The following is an 18,318-nucleotide window of genomic DNA, read 5'->3' on the forward strand; positions in this document are numbered from 1 at the left end:
CCCTCAACGGCGGCCACCGGAGGGGTTCGACCTTGGCTTTGGCCACTCGCTCGGAGGTGCACGACGATGGCTGACGGCTGGATCTTCCAGGCCAACCCGAACCACTACGACATCGACGGTGCGCTCGCGAAGCTTGACGCGATCGACTGGCGGGTACCTCAATACACGTCGCAGGTGGCTGTAAACGATCCAGTGGTGATCTGGCGATCTGGAAAGGACGCCGGAGTCGTCGGCCTGGGTCGGGTCCTCGACCCTCCACGCGGAGCGAGGCCGGAGGACGATGATGACCCCTTCGTCCTAGGTGGTCAGGAAGATGAGGATGTCGCGACGACACGGGTCCGCTTGTCGGTCCGCCGCGTCGACTTGGTCTCCAAGGCACAGGTGGCTGCACTTCCGACCCTCGCCAACCACCAGATCGTGACCGCCCCGATGGGGACGGTCTTCCCCCTTGACGGCATCGAACTGCAGCAGTTCCTGACCCTGGTCCACGAGGACCTTCCGCCCGAGGTCCGACGTGACGTGGGAGCCCTCCCCCAACCGTTGGCGTGGGACCAGCGATACAAGTCCGTGATCCCGATCCCGGGGCCGGCCGACGAGTACTTGGAAACGCTGGCCCAGATCCTGACGTACGTCGACGACCAGCAACCGCCGGAAGACGACCTGGGCCGGTGGATGGGCGAGACCTTCGGCGTCAGTCGGACCAACCAGGGGAACACGATCAAGTTCCTTCAGCGGGTGTCGCTGATCCGATCAAGCTCCGCGCTCATCGAGCTGACGGCCGAGGGCGGCTACTGGTTGGAATCTCGCGACGACCCGTACCTGCTTGCGCTCTTCCACTCCCGCATCCGATACATCGGTGAGATGTTGGCAGCGATCGAGGCCGGCGTCCGTACTCCAAAGGACCTTCTCGACCACGCGAACCAGGTCTTCTCGGCTGGTTGGACCACGCGCACGCAGGTCGACCGACGTCGCTACATCCTCGGGGCGGTCGGCGCCACCGCAGCATCCAACGAGGGACTGCTCTCCCCCACTGAACTTGGCAAGCGGGCCCTGAAAGCACTCACGCTGCACGAGCCGGGGCAGCCTCAGCACCCGGCCCCGATCGAAAAGGGTCCTGAACGGCCTGATCCCCCGGCGCAGGCCTCCGTAGCCAGCGACGAGGAACTCGACGAGATCATCGCTCGGCTCGAGGCAACAGCCCATGACTCCAGCGACCCGGACGCCCTGGAGCGGGCGGCCCGCGACGCATTTGCCTTCCTCGGGTTCAAAGCGAAGTGGCTGGGCGGCTCAGGAAAGACCGATGTATTGCTGGCTGCTGAACTCGGACCAGCCGAGCAGTATCGCGTCATCGTGGACACGAAGTCGACATCGCACGCCGCTGTCGGGGATCAGCAGATTGACTGGATCACCCTCCGGGATCATCGGCGGCAGCACGAGGCTGACCACGCCTGCCTAGTCGCGCCGGCCTTCCGGGGCAGTCGACTCCAGGAGCGGGCAGCCGACCAGGACGTGGGCCTGATCGAGATCCCAGACCTTGTCAGCCTGCTCCAGCAGCATTCCCAGGCGCCCCTCGGACTGGGTGAGTATCGCCGCATCTTCCAGCGACCGCAGGGAATCGAGGAGGTGGCCGAGTCTGCCGAACAGTTCCGACGCGGCTTGGACCTTGCCGCACGCGTGATCCAGCTGCTCGATGACCTCCAAGGCACCGAAGGAGCGCTCCAGGCCCGGGACCTGTACTGGAACCTGAAGGCCGACGAGGAAGACGAGTTCGAGCCACCCACGAAGGACGAGCTGAAAGCGCTCCTGGACGCCCTGGCGACGCCGCCCCTCCGGCTCCTCCGTAGCACCGACGACGGCTACCTGTCCCTCGGCAGCCGAGGGACGACCCGCCGACGCCTGGAAGTGCTGGCGTCGCTGCTGGCCGACTCGTGAGAGTCTTCAGCTTCGATCGTTGGGTCCTGGTGTCACGGCCCGAGCCGAGCAGATGCGTAACGGCCCGATGATCCACGGCCCAGCATGTGGTGGACGGCAGTATCCGACGTCTTGCCGGGACTGCTCAGCTGCCATTCACGTCTACACGTGCAGCCACGGATGCGTCGTGCTCTTCGACAGCCTTGGCCCGCCCTGGCCCCAGCACCGGTGCCGCGGGAATCCGGAGCCGGTGGCGCCATCGAAGGCCAAGCTGCCAAGGCCCTCGCGCTGGAAAGGGGTGGGGAGTGCTGACTGGCGAACTTTCGAACTCGGGCTTGCCGCGGAGCTCGACAAGCTCGCCCACGACACCGCTCTCGTCCTGGAAGCTCCGCCGGAGCACGCGGGGTGCGTCGTGGGATTCACCGAGACGGGGCTGGTCATCGCGGTCCCCGCGTCAGACGCCGAGCAACACAGCGTCGACTTCGCAAGAGCCGAGTTCCGCGTACTGAATGCCTTGCCGTCCCCGGGAAAGTGGCGGGCAAGGCGCTTTGACTTCGAGGAGTACCGGGCCGTGAGCGCCGTCACTCGGCATGTGTTCACGGGCGTCTGGAACATCAGGCAGCCGTCTGAATTGCGGGTCGGGCAGCGGATCTGGTGGGAGCGCTGACGCGTCGACGTTCAACCGTCGAGTGGCCTACGCGCCACCACTTCCCGCGTCGCCGAGTCGACCACTCGCAGTTCTGAGTCCCCGACCTCGAATATCGACAACTGCCCGAACGTGGCTCCGACGTCACACATCGTCGGCCGGTCGCCGCCGGTGACCAGGTACCCGGCCTCCCAATGATCGCCGGAGCCTGCTCGAGCCGGCTGCACCTCGAGACCGCGACGATGGAGCTCGTCAGCAAGCTCTCCACGACGTCGCGCATTCCGATCCGCATCGAGGACCACGCCACCGGGGTTGCTGGCCGTGATCTTGTACCTGGGCTCGGGACCGGACCATCGATCAAGGCCGGAGTCCTGAGACCCGATAGATGCAACCCTGTCCTGCGTGGGCACGACCTGAGTCCAGGTGCCATCTACTTCGACCTCGATCACGGATGAGACTTGGGCGTCCACAAGATCGTGCCCGTAGCGCAGTCGACCCCACAGGACATGCGTGCGAAGACGGAGATCGTCGAGGAATGCAAGGGCTTCGCCCACATCCGGGATGGCGGTGAGAACGGTGCTCCCATGTCCAAGGCAGTCCCTGAGGGCACCGAGCGTCTTGGACCAGGTTCGAAACTGGCTCTTCGAGCCGAACCCGAGCGCTCGAACCATCTCGTCGGTCTTGCGAACGATCGTCAGTCGGTCGTTGAGGTTCAAGCAGGCCCGAAGCCCGACGTCAGCGTCGGCCCGGCGCCGGGCGTCGTAGACCTCCATGACCTTGGCCATCCGCGCATCGGTCAGTTTCGACCGCCAGTCGACCATCCACTCGGCGATCAGTTCGTCGATGCCCGACTCGAGACTCAGCACAAGCCCGAACGCGTACAGGCCAACGAGCGGGTGCTGGACGTCGGCGAAGGTCACGATGTGCTGACCGTGCGACACGTAGCCAACACGATGGCGACGAACGTGATCGATGACCTGTGTGAGCGGAGCCGACTCGGGCAGTCGCATTTCGGGTGGGATCGGCCGGGCTACCTCCTCCACCAGGCTGCCTGGGTCAGCGCCTCGGGCGTCGTCCAGGGAGAGGTCAGCCGCGATGGGTACGTCGGTCACCGGGGCCCAGATGAACTGCCTCTCCTGGAGTTCCCGAACTGCGGTTCCGATGGTCTCAGAACGTCGAATTGTGAAGAGGTCCTGTCCAACGACCAAGTCCCCAGCGGTGAGCGTCTCGTCGGCCAGCCTGAGGATGTTGTCGACCCGAGCGGTCACGTGCAGCCCCCGAGCGTGGCGAGCGAGGCATCGACAGCGACGGCCGATTTGGCCACCGTCGATGCCACTCCGAGTGCAACCGAGACGCGGCTCATCAGTCTTCCTCGACGCGGACGAGGATCTCGTCGTGGATCAGGTCGTCGTAGTGCTGCTCCAACCGCAGGGCGACATCGCCTCCGGCGATGAGCACGCCGAGTTCCATGTTCCTGTCGAGGGCGGCGCTGGTGAGGTTGGCCGAGGAGATGAGTGCCTCCTGGCGGTCTCGAATGACACACTTGGCGTGCATGGAGCCGCCGTCCTTGCCACGCTTCTCCTTCGGCCACCTGTAGATGGGGACCGCGTACGGCAGGTGCTGCAGCGACTTCATGGGCTCTGGACCAGACGCCTTGGGCGAGTCCTCCTTCGTCTCCAGCACGATTCGAACCGAGACATCGCGCTCGAGGCGCGCCTTGTCGAGCTCCTTGACGAGGTCACCGATCTTGTGGCCTGCGTATGTGACCAAGGTCAAACTGCTGCGCGCGTCGGCGATGAGTTCCGCGACGACGGCCCGCGTCGGGCGCCCCTCGAGCATCCTGGTCGACGGACCGGTCCAGGCCAGCCGTGAACTGCCCAGCTGTTTGCGGGTTGCCGCTGCCGCTGCCAGTGCGCCTTCCAACGCCGCCAAGACGACGGCGAAGTCCGTGCTCGCGAACAGGTCGACCAAGGGCTTGCGCAGCGGCGCAGGGCCATGACGCTCGATGTAGCGACGGGCGGACTTGGCATCCGTCGCGGAATCTCGGATGCCAGACAGGAGCCTTCGGAACGGCGAATGGTCCGCCTCGACGGCGATTTCGGCCACTCGCTGTGCGAGGGGTCCGATCATTGGAAGTACGCCACGTCGGGGGTGGTCAGCGTCGGGACCACGAAGGCGCGGTCGAGGTAGCGGTTCGCGTGGTCGCAGGACGTCTCGGGGAGGAAGATGCACACGTGGCAGGCGGCACCGTGAAGCGTGCCGTCACCCTGTCCGTGGTCCATGCCGACGATGTTGCCGTTGGGCTTGTGGGACGCGCAGAACGGATCACTGCTGCAGATCTTGGCGTTGTCGATCGCCTCGTCGACCAACGGGCCGATGACCTCGGGGCGGCCGATGCTGACGAGTCCACCGAGAGTGCCCTCAGAGTCCGCTGCAGCCGTGTAGAGCAGGATGCCGGCCATGGGGAAGTCGGCGCCCTCCGGCTCTTGGCAGTAGATGCGTTCGCGGATGGACGCCGTCGAGTACCCGGACCGGAGCGACACAGCGTTGATCAGCAAGTGAGACAGGGTGTGGAGCAGGACGAAACGGTTCGACTTCGCGCCACCGTCCTTGTCGAGCATCCGGCGCTGGCGCCATGCCTCGTGCGCGGCCTTCATGTCCTGGTGCCGGCCCTCTTGCCGGTCGCCGAGGCGCTCCTCCCACGTGTGGAGTGCCTGTTCGTCGAGCGTGATCATGACGCCTTCACCGCGCGACTGGGCCGCGGGTGCCCAGGTGGGAGGGTTGGCCGACAGCTTGGCGCGGACGACGGAGTCCGACCCTTCGTCGTTGGGGTCGTACGAGTCGAGCCGAGTGAACCCAGTGATCGCGACGACCTCACGCAGTCGCGTCGCGAGGTGGATGCCACCGAGCCTCACCCCGTATCGGCTCGCCCGAACGGGGCCGGCATCAGAAACGGCGAAGTCGATTCCATGATCGATGCCGCCCTTGGCGGTCAGGGCGGAGAACTCGGGTCCGAGCAGAGCGATCTCGCCTGGGTCATCTTCCTCGAGTTTGGCACGCTGCCGCTGGTACTCCTCCCACAGCTCGTCGAGGGTGTAGCCAGCACGCTTCTCGTCGAGCCAAGCGCCCATCGGGAACTTCCGCAGCTGCTCGGCCATCGCCCCCAGCTCCTCACGCGAGTCGATGTGTTCGAGGTCGCTCCACCGCGTCGTCACCACCCGCTCAACCGGGCGGGGCTCGGGGGGGATCGACAGCGCGGATCGTCGGACCGAGAACCACATGTTCGACGCACCGATCAGCAGCGCGCGCGTCTCGGCACCACATCCCCTGGGGTCGTAGTCGTTGAGGTGGGGTCGCCCGCCGGCACACTCAGGTAGCGCACGCGATCCGTCGCGCCCGAATGCACTCACCAGCGAGCTCTGACCCCCACACGCATCGCACCTGACCCGCTGCGACGTCGCTCGCGAGACGTAGCCGGAGTCCAACAGCTTGAGCTGTTGCGCTCCCGCCCCGTCGGGACAGACGTGACCAGACTTCTTGTGTGCCCACTCCTCCCACGGGAAGTCATCGAGATGCCCCCTCTTGCAGGCGAGCACGAAGCGGACCGGCAACGCTCGGGCCTTTCCGCCCTTCATCTTCGGGCAGCGGGAGTGCCAGTAGCCGGACTCGTCGGGTCGGTAGAGCGGGATGTCGATGTCGAACAGCCCGTTCGGCTCGGCACGCGAGAGCGCGTTGCAGCGCGAGCACCTGAGCCATCGCGGGAAGGTCATCGCCCACAAACCCGTCCAATTGCCGGCGAGCGTGCGATTATCGCCTGCATCCTCCGACCACGGTGCGCCACGAAGTGCGGTGACCTGCGGCCCCATATCACGACGCACCAGCTGCAGCAATCGATCCTCATCGATCGGTACTGCGACACCCTTCTCCACCTGCCACGGATCCATCCCGGCTGCGTCCAGGCCCGGGATGACGACGGACATATATGGCAGCTCGACGATCGCGCCGGGCCCGAAGGTGTGCGTCGTCTGCGACGGACGGATCGTGCCGATCTTGACGGGATCTGGCTTCTCGTCCTTGTTCGGTGCGGGAGGGGGGCTCATGTGTCCACCTCCTCGAGCTCGCCCTCGTCATCGATCGTCGCGATCCCCCTCCGCGCCGATGAAGTGGCCGCCGTGCCGAACTTGAGCGACGGTCGAGGTGGCGGCGGCAGCAACTTCGGGCGACGAACCAGCACGTTGATACCCGGCTCCACGTTCCGCATCGACATCGGCATCGTCCAGACCCCCCACTCCCCCCCTTCCTCGGCCCGCTGGAGCAGCGGAACCAGATTGTCCTTGACCGAGTCCTTCCCCACCGCCTGCCACGCGATCGTGGTCGTGCCCCCCTGGCGGAGCTTCAGGTCGTCGAGTCGATCCTGGACGAGCGCCCGAACCCGCTCCACGACCTCGTGCGTTCCGTCTACCTCTCGTGCGCGAGCGATGATCGCTTCGGCCACACCATCTGCTCGGGCGTCGTGGACGTCGAGGCGGTTCGCAGCGCGATCCGGGGTCCAGTCGTCAACCTCACCGCGGAGGAGCGAGACGAGCACGGCAGTGAGCACGCGGTCGAGTGCTCGATCGGCGAACGGCGTGACCGACTGCGCCTCGACATGGCGGTAGAACGTCGAGTGATAGTGCTCGAAGGTCTCCCAGTGCGACAGATCACGGGGCCTCGCCCAATTGTGGACAGTCAATACAAGTCCAGGTCCGTCGGAGGATCGGCCGACACGTGAAGACGATTGGATGTACTCGGCCGTGGTCTTCGGCTGTCCGGCCACGACCATCAGACCCAGCCGCGGGACGTCGACACCAACCGAGATCATGTTCGTCGCCAGGACGAGGTCGGTCCCTCTTGGACTGCCGTCCTCGTCCGGTTGGTGTGGGCGGTTCAGGTCGTCCAGTGCCGCGCGGAGATCGGCGGACCCCACGCGCGACGTGAGCTCGACGAGCTTCAGTGGCCAACGTTTCGCAGACCCATCCTTGAAGCGTGTGATGAAGCGGCTCGACAGGTAGTCGGACCGGTCCCGCATCGGCGTCCGGAGACGGACCGGGAGCTGGTCGTCAGCGATGCGCCGCATACTGGCCAGTTCACGGATCGCCGAGAAGTAGCCAACCGTCGTCATCCATGGGTCAGCCGCGGCTCCGTGCTCCTCCCACTGCTTCTGAGCCGCGCCCATCACGGTCTGGAAGACGGCCGTTTCGGCCTCCTTGAAGCTTCGTCCCTGCGCGCAGATGCCGACGTACAGCCGGCCAGGCGCCTCTTCGGTGGGCACCTGGCGGGCGAAGAAGGTGTCGCGGACGTCGGTGACCTGGGGCGGGAAGATCCGTGTGCCGCGGGCGAAGACCTGCCGGACCTGGTCGTTGGCTCGACGGATCGTCGCGGTCGAGGCGACGACCTTGGGGTGGACGGTCGAGCCGTCGAGCTGCCATGCCGACAGCCGGTCGACGGCGGTCTCGTACAGCCCGGAGATGGTCCCCAACGGACCAGTGATGAGGTGGAACTCGTCCTGGATGATCAGGTCGGGTGGCCGCAGCCGGAAGCCGTCGGCGACGGATGTGATCTGGGCCGTCGGATGGTGCGGGTCGGCCGGGTGGTGGGACTCGGCGGTGCACACCGCCGGGTAGCGAGCCGCCGGGTCGTTGCTGCGCCAGCCGTGCCGGGCGCAGCGCTGGCTCACGTGCCCGAACAGCATCCGGGCGTTGGGGTTCCATGGCAGCTGGGCGAACTTGTCGATGGTGCCGATGACGAAGGTCGGCAGGGTCCGGTAGACCTCGTCGTCGACCGTGACGACCGGGATGCCCTCGCCGGGCGCGTCGTCCTCGCAGAACGGACAGTCCTCGTTGGGGCAGTAGGTGACGGTCCGCTCGGTGTCGACGTTCTCCTCATGGGTCATGACGTGGAAGATCGAGGCGGTCGACCGGCCGCTCGGGTCGATGTCGGTGCCACACCACGGGCACGCGGACAGCTGGACCGGCGACGCTCCTGCGACCGTCTTACCGCCACGCATGTCGACGATGATCTTGCGGGCGTCGTCGGTGCGGTTCGGGGTCAGCGACCCACCGACGTAGAGCCCGAGCCGGAACGGCACCGACCCGAAAGCCCCCGGGTCCTGGCGGCGCACGAGCTCGGTCGCCGCGACCAGTGCCGCGGCACGCTCGAACTGCTGGGCCGTGAGCAGCCGCAGGGTGTAGCGCATCAGGACGGCGACACCGTCCGATCCGTCGAGCCCACCGAGGTCCCTCTTGAGCCGGCGCAGCGCGAACGTCGCAGAGACCAGCCCGAGGTAGGCCTCGGTCTTGCCACCACCCGTCGGGAAGAACAGCAGGTCGACGACCGCCGCGCCGTGGGCCCGATCCCGATGGTCCGGGCGGACGAGTGACGGGAGGTTGAGGAGGATGAACGCGAGCTGGAACGGTCGCCATGACGTGTTACGAGCCGGGTCGGCGGCGAGCTCTTCGACGAGCTCCTCGACCGACCGCTCGTCAGCATCGCGCTGCCGACGGACGGCTTCGATCCGGAGCCGCTGCTCTCGCATGGTCGCGTTCGCGAACCGAAAGGCGGTCAGCGCATCGTCGTCCTCGGCAAGCAGGTCGATGCCAGCACGGATGGCCTCGGCGACCTCGTCGGCATCGTCGAGCGCATCCGCGGCCGCGTCAGCATGCTCCGCCAGGGCCGGGTCACCACTCACGGCGTCGCGCTGCCGCTGCAGCCATGTCCCGTAGCCGTCGGCCAGCGGTGCCAGCCACGCCTGCAGCTCAGACACTGGCACGGACGCGTCGGCGAGCCGCCCCATTTCGACGACAAGGTCGGCTAGCTCGGGCGTATCCGCTCCGCTCGCGGCCTTGGTGTTCGGGACCTCGTAGGTCGGAAGGAAGGTCGTCGCCAACTCGGACGCGCGTCCTGGAGCGTTCTCCCGATCCGGGACGGTCGGATGAACCGAGACCGCGTGGCCGCGTGCGATCTCGACCTGGTGCCTGTATTGCAAATCGAGCCGGGCCTGCTCCCGCTGGTCTGCACCGGCACGCTCGACCCGACCGACGGCCTCGGTACGACCGACGAAGCCCGCCGTGCCGTGGGGAAGCCGCACGGTCAGCCGTGGCTGAAACAGCCAGGCACGGTCAGGGTTCTGCTCCGGCGCGTCGAGTCGGTTGCGGAGGAAGAGCGTGATGAGGCGGTGCCCGTTCGGGCCTGTCTCACAGCGGCCGCTGATCTCGACGACGCCGCCGACCGCAGCGATGTTCGACCCGAAAGTCTCGACCGGCACCGGCCCGTCGCGGTCCGGCAGCCCGATAGTTGCCGACTCGTCGCGATGTTCACGCTGCCAGACCAGCTTCTTGTTGCGCTGCCACTCGGGCCGGTCCTCTTCGGAGGTGGGGTTGTCAACCCGGTCGTACTCGCCCCACTCAGCCACGACCTCGAGCTGCGTCGTCCCCGGCTCCACCGCGAATGACAGCCCAAGCGATGAAGGGAACAGCGACACCTTTCCCGTCCCGGGATCATCAGACTCGTCCGCTTCCGCGGCACCGAGGTCGACGTCCGGGTTCTCGTCGTCGTCCCGCTCTGGGTCGAGCCCGACCGTCCCCTCCGGCGCGAGCATCCCTACCAGATAGCGATCGCGCACGCGGTTGTCGTAAACGACCTCGTCGGTTTCTTCGCCCGGGCCGACAAGGTCGGATGTCACGGCGGCCGAGAGCCGACTCCTCATATCGAAGCGCCTTGACGCAGGTCAAGCTGGCCATCGGGTGCCTGCGCGTGGTTCAAGTCCAAGAGCCGCATGAGAAGTTCGGTTCTCTCATCTGCGCTTACGGTATAGAACGTCCCAAATCTGGTCTGGTGAAAGGAGTGATGGAGCGAAAGGTCATCCCAACGGAAGGCTGCTGCAACAGCAGAGTCAAGCTCGACGTGCTTGTCTCGGAGCTGCGCAATGAATGGCACTTCCGATCGGGGGTTGTGATACTCCCCGTACACGGTACTCAGGGTCAGTCCTTCTGCGTGCAAACGATCGCGTCTCCAGGCATTCAGGTCGTACATTAGGGCACCCACCAGTCGTCGTTCGACGGCGCCAGGGAACGGGAACGTGTTGAAGGTCGTGGAGACTGAGTAGCTGAGATCATTCTTCATCGTTGACGAGTATCGGTCGGCCCAAACTCTGTGGATTGTCGAACTCAGCAAACCTAGCACGCCGTAATCATCCGACGGAACAACAATCGCCTTGTGAGAGAAGACAGGACCAGTCTTAACCATCACAGGCATCACACGCGAACTGACTTGTGCCAGGACAATGGTCTCCTCCAGATGCGCAAGACGTTGGATCAATTCCGGCCGGCGACGCCCGTACTGCCACCACGATTCGCGCACCCGCCTCTCGGACACGGACTCTCGGAAGGGACGCACCCTCTCCGACACAATCCGATAGGGGACAGCAAACTCCTGAGCTTTCGCCTCCGGCCAGTCTTGGAAGTCAATGGCCCATTTGGCACCGATGTGATTCGGGTAAGCGTTGACCTCCCGCCCTCCGACGTAAGGCTTGATGACGGCTCGATTCATCACCGTCTGAAGCAGATCCTGTGCTTCCTCGTTGTCAAGAATGAAGCCGGATCCTCGAACATCCTGTCCCGGGATCGCGGCGCCAGACTGCCGCGGAAGAGCGACGGGCCGCCCAGAAGTGCGACCAGACGGGTAAAGGTCCGACTCGATACCCGGCACGGTTCGCCCATCTAGGGTCCTTGCGGCCTCCCACGTCCCTGCCCACCAGACTAACGAGACGTGGACTGCAGCTGAGGACGGCCATGCAAAAGATGATATGGCTCGATAGATCACCGCCTGATCGCAGATGTGGTCAAGCGCGACAGATCTCGTGCCGCCTTGGGCGATAGTGTTGGTGGCCAGGAGGCCAGCACCGGCCGCGAGAGCATTTGCACGCGAGAAGAAGTAGGCCACAAGGTCGACGTTGCTACCTCGTCGCCCGGCCGCAACGTATTTCGTGATGTGCTCGGCGTAGTTGGCCCCATACGTCTTGGAGATCTTCTTTCCGCCCAAGAATGGGGGATTTCCGATCATCGCGTCGAAACCAGACCGGCCATCATCCCATACTTCAGGGAACTCAAGCGGCCAATGCAGGAATACCTGTCGGATTTTGTGGCCGCCTTCATCCTTCGTCATTCGCACCAAGGCCGCGCGAATTCGAGATCGGGTTTCCGGCCCATTCAATGTCTCCAACTCAGCCGTTAGTCCCGTCAACTTGGAGGCTATTTCCGCCGAACTCTGTCGAGCCGAGCTCAGGCAGATAGCTGTCACGGCATCAGCAAGGACTAAGAGCCCGTCGGCCTTGGCCAAGGCCGCGCGGTGAAGTCGCGCCTGCGCGAGTGCATCTGAGATGTCTCGAACCTTCAAGCTGCGAAGTTTCAGTCGAAGCTCGGTTGACTTCGCAATCGCCTCTTCGATTGTGCGCTGCCACTCGTAGACGTTCTCATCAGCGAACAGCCCCCCGCCGTCAAACCCGAAGACGTCAGCGGTCGCGTCCAAGTGAAGACGGCGCAGTTGATCCAGCGAAGTTATCCCAAGCAGACTATCGCCGTGACGAATGGCGTGGTCGAGAAAGCTGAAGGGGGCGTCCCTGGCCATCGTGATGAGCCAGAGCGAGAGCTTGGCCATCTCGACGGCCATGGGGTCGCGATCCACCCCGTAGACGCAGCGCGCGACGACAGCTCGACGCGCGTGGACTCGGGCGTCCACGGCCTCGACGTCGGCCGCTCCGGAAGCCAGAGCTTCGGCCGACAGCTCGCCTGCCTCGACCCTGGCCTGCAAGAGCGCCTCGGCGAGGTAGCGAACGGCGGCGACGAGGATGGCGGCGGAGCCGACGGCGGGGTCGCAGATCTTGAGGTCGAGGATCTCCTGAGAGGCCTTGAGCTGCCACTTGGACTCGTCGGCCTCGTTCTGGGGGCCCGGGTCGTAGATCAGCGGGTCGAGGGTGTGCTTGGCGATCTCGTCGGCGAGGCTGCGTGGGGTGTAGGCCGTACCGGAGTCGCGCTTGCTGGAGGTCTCGGTGACGTAGACGTCGCCAGGGAGGAACACCAGGGCAACGCCGCGGGCGTCGGTGCGCAGCAACGGGGCGTAGGGCGCGACGCGTTCCCGGAGGACCTCGTCGTTGGCGACGGCGACGTTGAGGGTCTGCGCGACGTCGCTGTCGGGGGCGAGGCCAGCTTCCATCGCGTTGTAGACGCCGCGTGCCTCGGCAGCGACGCCCAGGTCCGACAGCTGCTTGCCGAGTTCCTTGTCGGACTTGGCGTGCCAGCTCTCCATGTCGACGAGCGACACCTCTGGCTCTTCGCCGACCTTGCCGTACAGGCCGAGGACGGCGTCCTGCTCCTTGGGCACGATGACGGCGGAGTGGTCGAGGAGTGCTTCGTAGACGTGGCCGATCTGCTCGACGTCGAGGCTGCGGAAGCTGATGCGCTGGCCGTTGGCGATCTGCAGGTGCCGCAGCACCGTCAGGACGGTGAAGTCGTCCACGACGCCGATCTCGAACTGCTCGAACCCATCACCGTCCGCGCTCGGAATACGCGCCTCGAGAAAGGGATGCTCGTCGGGATCGAACAGGTTGCCGCCGTAGGCCGGCAGCCGGAGGTCGTCGTGCTCGATTCCGGCGTGCACGGCACGGGACAGGGCCATCATGCGCTGCCACGCCCCGGAGCGGCGCTCCATCGCGGACCGGTTGCGGTAGGCGTCCGCGTCGAGCTTGTCCAGCAGCGTCGACATCGCGTACTGGTCGGCGTAGAGCTGGTTCTCCGCGACCGGGAGCAGCCCGCGCTCCTCCGCGACTAGCAGGAAGACGGTGCGCATCAGGACGCGGGTGGTGGCGGCATAGACCTGCTGACCGGTCAGCCCTTCGAGCAGCCGACCGCGGGAGGTCCGGTTCGCGCGGGAGACGGCGTTGACCAGCGCCTCGGCCGCACGGCGGACCTGCTTGCCGAGCGTGTCGGTGAGCTCGTGCTGGCGGTCCTGAGACAGCTCGATGAGTCTGGACAACGGGACAGTGCGGTGCAGCACCCGCTGCTTGTGGAGCAGGGCAACGAAGGCGTCGCGGGCGTGGCGGTCCTCGAGTCCGTTGACCGTCCACATCGCCGAGCCGGTCGTGCCGGTGACGACGTTGACGAGCAGGTGCTCGCTGCCGTTGGTGACCAGTGCGAGGTCGGCGCCTGCGTGCCGAGCCAGAAGCGCGGCCCGCTGGACCGGCGTGGAGACCCAGCCGTCGTGGTTGTGGGTCTGCGACGGCCGGATGTGAGCCGGGTCATCGGTCGCGTCGGGACCGCAGATCACGACCATGCGCACGTCAGCCGGATCGTCGGGTGCGTGAACGGCGAAGTCGGCACGGACGCGGGCGCGGTAGATGTGGTGGTGCGCGGCGATGTCGGGAGCGGCCGTGAGGGTCTTGCCGTCCCGGTAGCCGAGAAGTTCGGTCAGCAGCGACGCGAGGCGGGCGCGGCGGCCGTCCCACGAACCATCGTCCCAGCCGTCGTCCTCCTCTGTCTCGGAGGCTGGAGGCGCCGTGAGCAGCGCCTTCTGTTCGGCGGACAGGCGGGTGGGCCAGTTCTCCCCGACCGTCTGCACGTCGAGGGCACCGGCGGCCAGGAAGGGTCCGTCCGGCACCAACAGGTCGATCCACCCGTGAGGTCCGTTCGGTTTAGGCATTTCCTGTCTCTCGTAGGACTGATTCGTAGGTCCGCGAGTGCTCGTCGGCAAAGCAGCGAAAGTTCAACTCCAGAAGCCAGAGCATCATCTTCCCGCGCGCTTCCTTGGAGACCGTGTAGCGATGTCCAAGCTCACCGCAGTCGAAGAAATCATGATCCAAAGCGAGTGTTGACCAGTCGTGATGATCGTCGGATGCGTCATAGGCCTCGCGCACAGCCTCATCCAACTGAACGTGGAGCTTCCGCAGCTCAACTACAGTTTCGCTCTCGTCTGATGGATTGTTAACTCGGTCATAGCATTCACGCAGACCAATTCCCTCGTGTTCGAACCAAGTCTCACGACAATCATGCAGTTCCTGCGCAGCGGTGCTGAGCGCCTCTGTGATGCGTGGCTGGGGGAACGTTTGGAAGGACGTTGTTGGTGTGTACCGAGGGTCACCCTTCAGCGATGAGCCTCCCGTCCCGGGCGGGTTCACAGCCCACCACCAGTGGAAAGATGAGGTTAGCACGCCAAAGTGCCCAATGTCGTCGTATGCAAAGACAATCAAAGCATCCGTGAGACACCAACTCGCAGGCATAAATACCGGATAAAATACCTTGCTTGTGCGGGCCATAGCCAAGACTCGTCCCATGCCGGACGTCGATCGGCGTAGGGCTGGGCGCGGACTCCAAAACTGCCACCAGCGATTTTTCCACCTAGCATACGAACTCGGCTTCCCATTCGGCTTTGGCGCCGCCTTCGAGAGAATCTCTGGCTTGACTTGCTCAGCCACATGAGCGAACGCCGATCGGAAGTCTCTTGCCTGGCTCTCGGTCATCGTCCCGAAGTCGATGACACGACGATCTTCAGAGTGTCGCGGAAGTGGGCCGTTCACGTCGTCCCCGTTCACATACGGTCGGATGACTACACCACTCGAGGGATCGAGATGGACCAGCCTGTCGGCCGTCGCTTGGTTCACCACGAGACCCGAAGCGACTATTTGGTACCCCTGGTATGCAAGACTGCTGTTCGCCATCAACTTCAGGGGCGGCCCCTCCACTGTTCCCGCAGCCTCCAGAGACGCCGATATTCCGGGTACCACTTCACCGTCTAGCCTCATCGCACCTTCGTAGTCTCCGAGAGTCATCCATACCTTTGAGATGTGAACTCCGGCTGCGCCGGGCCAGGGCGTCGATCGAACGGCGCGGTAGATGGCCCATTCGGAGCTGATTGGGGCTAGGCCGACCCTAAGTGTGTCGCCCTGAGCGATGCTGTTGGTCGACAAGAACCCAGCTCGATGTGAAATTGCTGTGAGTCGCCACGCAAAATATGCAATGAAGTCTGACTTGCCCTTGCGCCCGGCGGCCAGATGGACAGAGCAGTAGTCGCGGTAGTTGGTCCCTACCGAGTCGCGGAGGCCCTGCGACTTGATGAAGGGTGGATTGGCGACGATGGCGTCGAAGCCGTCCCCCTCTACGAAGACCTCTGGGAAGGCAAGCGGCCAGTGCAGCGGTCGGCGCGGCACGGCCGGGTCCGGATTATCGTCCTCAAGCCGACGGGTTGCCTCGATCGCCAGCGTTGCGCGGTACCGATCGAGGTCCACGACGAGTTGTTGCATCGCGCCCTGTGCTGCGTCTCGGTCCGCCGAGGAGCCTCCCGCGTGCTTCAGGTACGCGGCGGTCACGGCGTCGGCGACAACTGCGAGGTCCGTGGTCACCTGCTCAGCGCGCCCATGCAACCGTTCCTTCTCATGGATCGAGTCCGAGACGTCATCAGGGATGGACCGCAGTTTGCTCCGCAGCGACGTCAACTCGTCGATGCGGTCGTCGATCGTCTCCCACCAGCCCTCCGACCCAATCGTCAGCGACAGCCCGCGACCCGAACCGGAGACCTCGCTTGGTTCGAGGTGGAGCTTGCGCAACTGGTCGAGATCCACGATCCCGAGGAGGCTGTCTCCGTGACGAATGGCGTGGTCGAGAAAGCTGAAGGGTGCGTCCCTGGCCATCGTGATGAGCCAGAGCGAGAGCTTGGCCATCTCGACGGCCATGGGGTCGCGATCCACCCCGTAGACGCAGCGCGCGACGACAGCTCGACGCGCGTGGACTCGGGCGTCCACGGCCTCGACGTCGGCCGCTCCGGAAGCCAGAGCTTCGGCCGACAGCTCGCCTGCCTCGACCCTGGCCTGCAAGAGCGCCTCGGCGAGGTAGCGAACGGCGGCGACGAGGATGGCGGCGGAGCCGACGGCGGGGTCGCAGATCTTGAGGTCGAGGATCTCCTGAGAGGCCTTGAGCTGCCACTTGGACTCGTCGGCCTCGTTCTGGGGGCCCGGGTCGTAGATCAGCGGGTCGAGGGTGTGCTTGGCGATCTCGTCGGCGAGGCTGCGTGGGGTGTAGGCCGTACCGGAGTCGCGCTTGCTGGAGGTCTCGGTGACGTAGACGTCGCCAGGGAGGAACACCAGGGCAACGCCGCGGGCGTCGGTGCGCAGCAACGGGGCGTAGGGCGCGACGCGTTCCCGGAGGACCTCGTCGTTGGCGACGGCGACGTTGAGGGTCTGCGCGACGTCGCTGTCGGGGGCGAGGCCAGCTTCCATCGCGTTGTAGACGCCGCGTGCCTCGGCAGCGACGCCCAGGTCCGACAGCTGCTTGCCGAGTTCCTTGTCGGACTTGGCGTGCCAGCTCTCCATGTCGACGAGCGACACCTCTGGCTCTTCGCCGACCTTGCCGTACAGGCCGAGGACGGCGTCCTGCTCCTTGGGCACGATGACGGCGGAGTGGTCGAGGAGTGCTTCGTAGACGTGGCCGATCTGCTCGACGTCGAGGCTGCGGAAGCTGATGCGCTGGCCGTTGGCGATCTGCAGGTGCCGCAGCACCGTCAGGACGGTGAAGTCGTCCACGACGCCGATCTCGAACTGCTCGAACCCATCACCGTCCGCGCTCGGAATACGCGCCTCGAGAAAGGGATGCTCGTCGGGATCGAACAGGTTGCCGCCGTAGGCCGGCAGCCGGAGGTCGTCGTGCTCGATTCCGGCGTGCACGGCACGGGACAGGGCCATCATGCGCTGCCACGCCCCGGAGCGGCGCTCCATCGCGGACCGGTTGCGGTAGGCGTCCGCGTCGAGCTTGTCCGGCAGAGTCCACATCGCGTACTGGTCGGCGTAGAGCTGGTTCTCCGCGACCGGGAGCAGCCCGCGCTCCTCCGCGACTAGCAGGAAGACGGTGCGCATCAGGACGCGGGTGGTGGCGGCATAGACCTGCTGACCGGTCAGCCCTTCGAGCAGCCGACCGCGGGAGGTCCGGTTCGCGCGGGAGACGGCGTTGACCAGCGCCTCGGCCGCACGGCGGACCTGCTTGCCGAGCGTGTCGGTGAGCTCGTGCTGGCGGTCCTGAGACAGCTCGATGAGTCTGGACAACGGGACAGTGCGGTGCAGCACCCGCTGCTTGTGGAGCAGGGCAACGAAGGCGTCGCGGGCGTGGCGGTCCTCGAGTCCGTTGACCGTCCACATCGCCGAGCCGGTCGTGCCGGTGACGACGTTGACGAGCAGGTGCTCGCTGCCGTTGGTGACCAGTGCGAGGTCGGCGCCTGCGTGCCGAGCCAGAAGCGCGGCCCGCTGGACCGGCGTGGAGACCCAGCCGTCGTGGTTGTGGGTCTGCGACGGCCGGATGTGAGCCGGGTCATCGGTCGCGTCGGGACCGCAGATCACGACCATGCGCACGTCAGCCGGATCGTCGGGTGCGTGAACGGCGAAGTCGGCACGGACGCGGGCGCGGTAGATGTGGTGGTGCGCGGCGATGTCGGGAGCGGCCGTGAGGGTCTTGCCGTCCCGGTAGCCGAGAAGTTCGGTCAGCAGCGACGCGAGGCGGGCGCGGCGGCCGTCCCACGAACCATCGTCCCAGCCGTCGTCCTCCTCTGTCTCGGAGGCTGGAGGCGCCGTGAGCAGCGCCTTCTGTTCGGCGGACAGGCGGGTGGGCCAGTTCTCCCCGACCGTCTGCACGTCGAGGGCACCGGCGGCCAGGAAGGGTCCGTCCGGCACCAACAGGTCGATCCACCCGTGA

Annotated in this window: 8 protein-coding genes; 2 read left to right on the forward strand and 6 right to left on the reverse strand. The window is 65.6% G+C overall.

Features of this window, described 5'->3' with window-relative positions; all coding sequences use genetic code 11:
• Positions 1-66 precede the first annotated feature (66 nt).
• The gene (locus KR546_RS06275) at positions 67-1,932 is read left to right on the forward strand and encodes an EVE domain-containing protein (protein ID WP_238443850.1); all 1,866 of its coding nucleotides are present in this window, start codon (positions 67-69) and stop codon (positions 1,930-1,932) included.
• A 166-nt stretch (positions 1,933-2,098) separates the two neighbouring features.
• Positions 2,099-2,578 (forward strand): TY-Chap domain-containing protein, encoded by a 480-nt coding sequence (locus KR546_RS06280; protein ID WP_238443851.1) that lies wholly within the window; start codon positions 2,099-2,101, stop codon positions 2,576-2,578.
• Between the two features lie 11 nt (positions 2,579-2,589).
• Here KR546_RS06280 and KR546_RS19605 read toward each other — a convergent pair whose 3' ends face one another.
• The 6 genes from KR546_RS19605 to KR546_RS06310 form a co-directional block, all read right to left on the reverse strand.
• Positions 2,590-3,825 (reverse strand): DUF3293 domain-containing protein, encoded by a 1,236-nt coding sequence (locus KR546_RS19605; RefSeq protein WP_238443852.1) that lies wholly within the window; start codon positions 3,823-3,825, stop codon positions 2,590-2,592.
• A 94-nt stretch (positions 3,826-3,919) separates the two neighbouring features.
• Entirely contained in the window at positions 3,920-4,663 is a 744-nt protein-coding gene (gene drmC, locus KR546_RS06290; protein ID WP_238443853.1) for a DISARM system phospholipase D-like protein DrmC, read from the reverse strand.
• Positions 4,664-4,683: 20 nt separating this feature from the next.
• Positions 4,684-6,657 (reverse strand): DUF1998 domain-containing protein, encoded by a 1,974-nt coding sequence (drmB, locus tag KR546_RS06295; RefSeq protein ID WP_238443854.1) that lies wholly within the window; start codon positions 6,655-6,657, stop codon positions 4,684-4,686.
• Positions 6,654-10,301, reverse strand: a complete 3,648-nt coding sequence (drmA, locus tag KR546_RS06300) for a DISARM system helicase DrmA (RefSeq protein ID WP_238443855.1) — start codon at positions 10,299-10,301, stop codon at positions 6,654-6,656. The genes drmB and drmA overlap by 4 nt, the downstream gene beginning before the upstream one ends.
• Entirely contained in the window at positions 10,298-14,245 is a 3,948-nt protein-coding gene (locus tag KR546_RS06305) for a type IIL restriction-modification enzyme MmeI (RefSeq protein WP_238443856.1), read from the reverse strand. Before KR546_RS06305 ends, drmA begins: the two co-directional genes overlap by 4 nt.
• A 34-nt stretch (positions 14,246-14,279) precedes the next feature.
• On the reverse strand, positions 14,280-18,296 hold the full coding sequence (locus KR546_RS06310; RefSeq protein WP_238443857.1) for an Eco57I restriction-modification methylase domain-containing protein: 4,017 nt from the start codon (positions 18,294-18,296) through the stop codon (positions 14,280-14,282).
• Positions 18,297-18,318 lie beyond the last annotated feature (22 nt).

The organism is Salsipaludibacter albus, from assembly GCF_019798055.1.
GTDB lineage: Bacteria > Actinomycetota > Nitriliruptoria > Nitriliruptorales > Nitriliruptoraceae > Salsipaludibacter > Salsipaludibacter albus.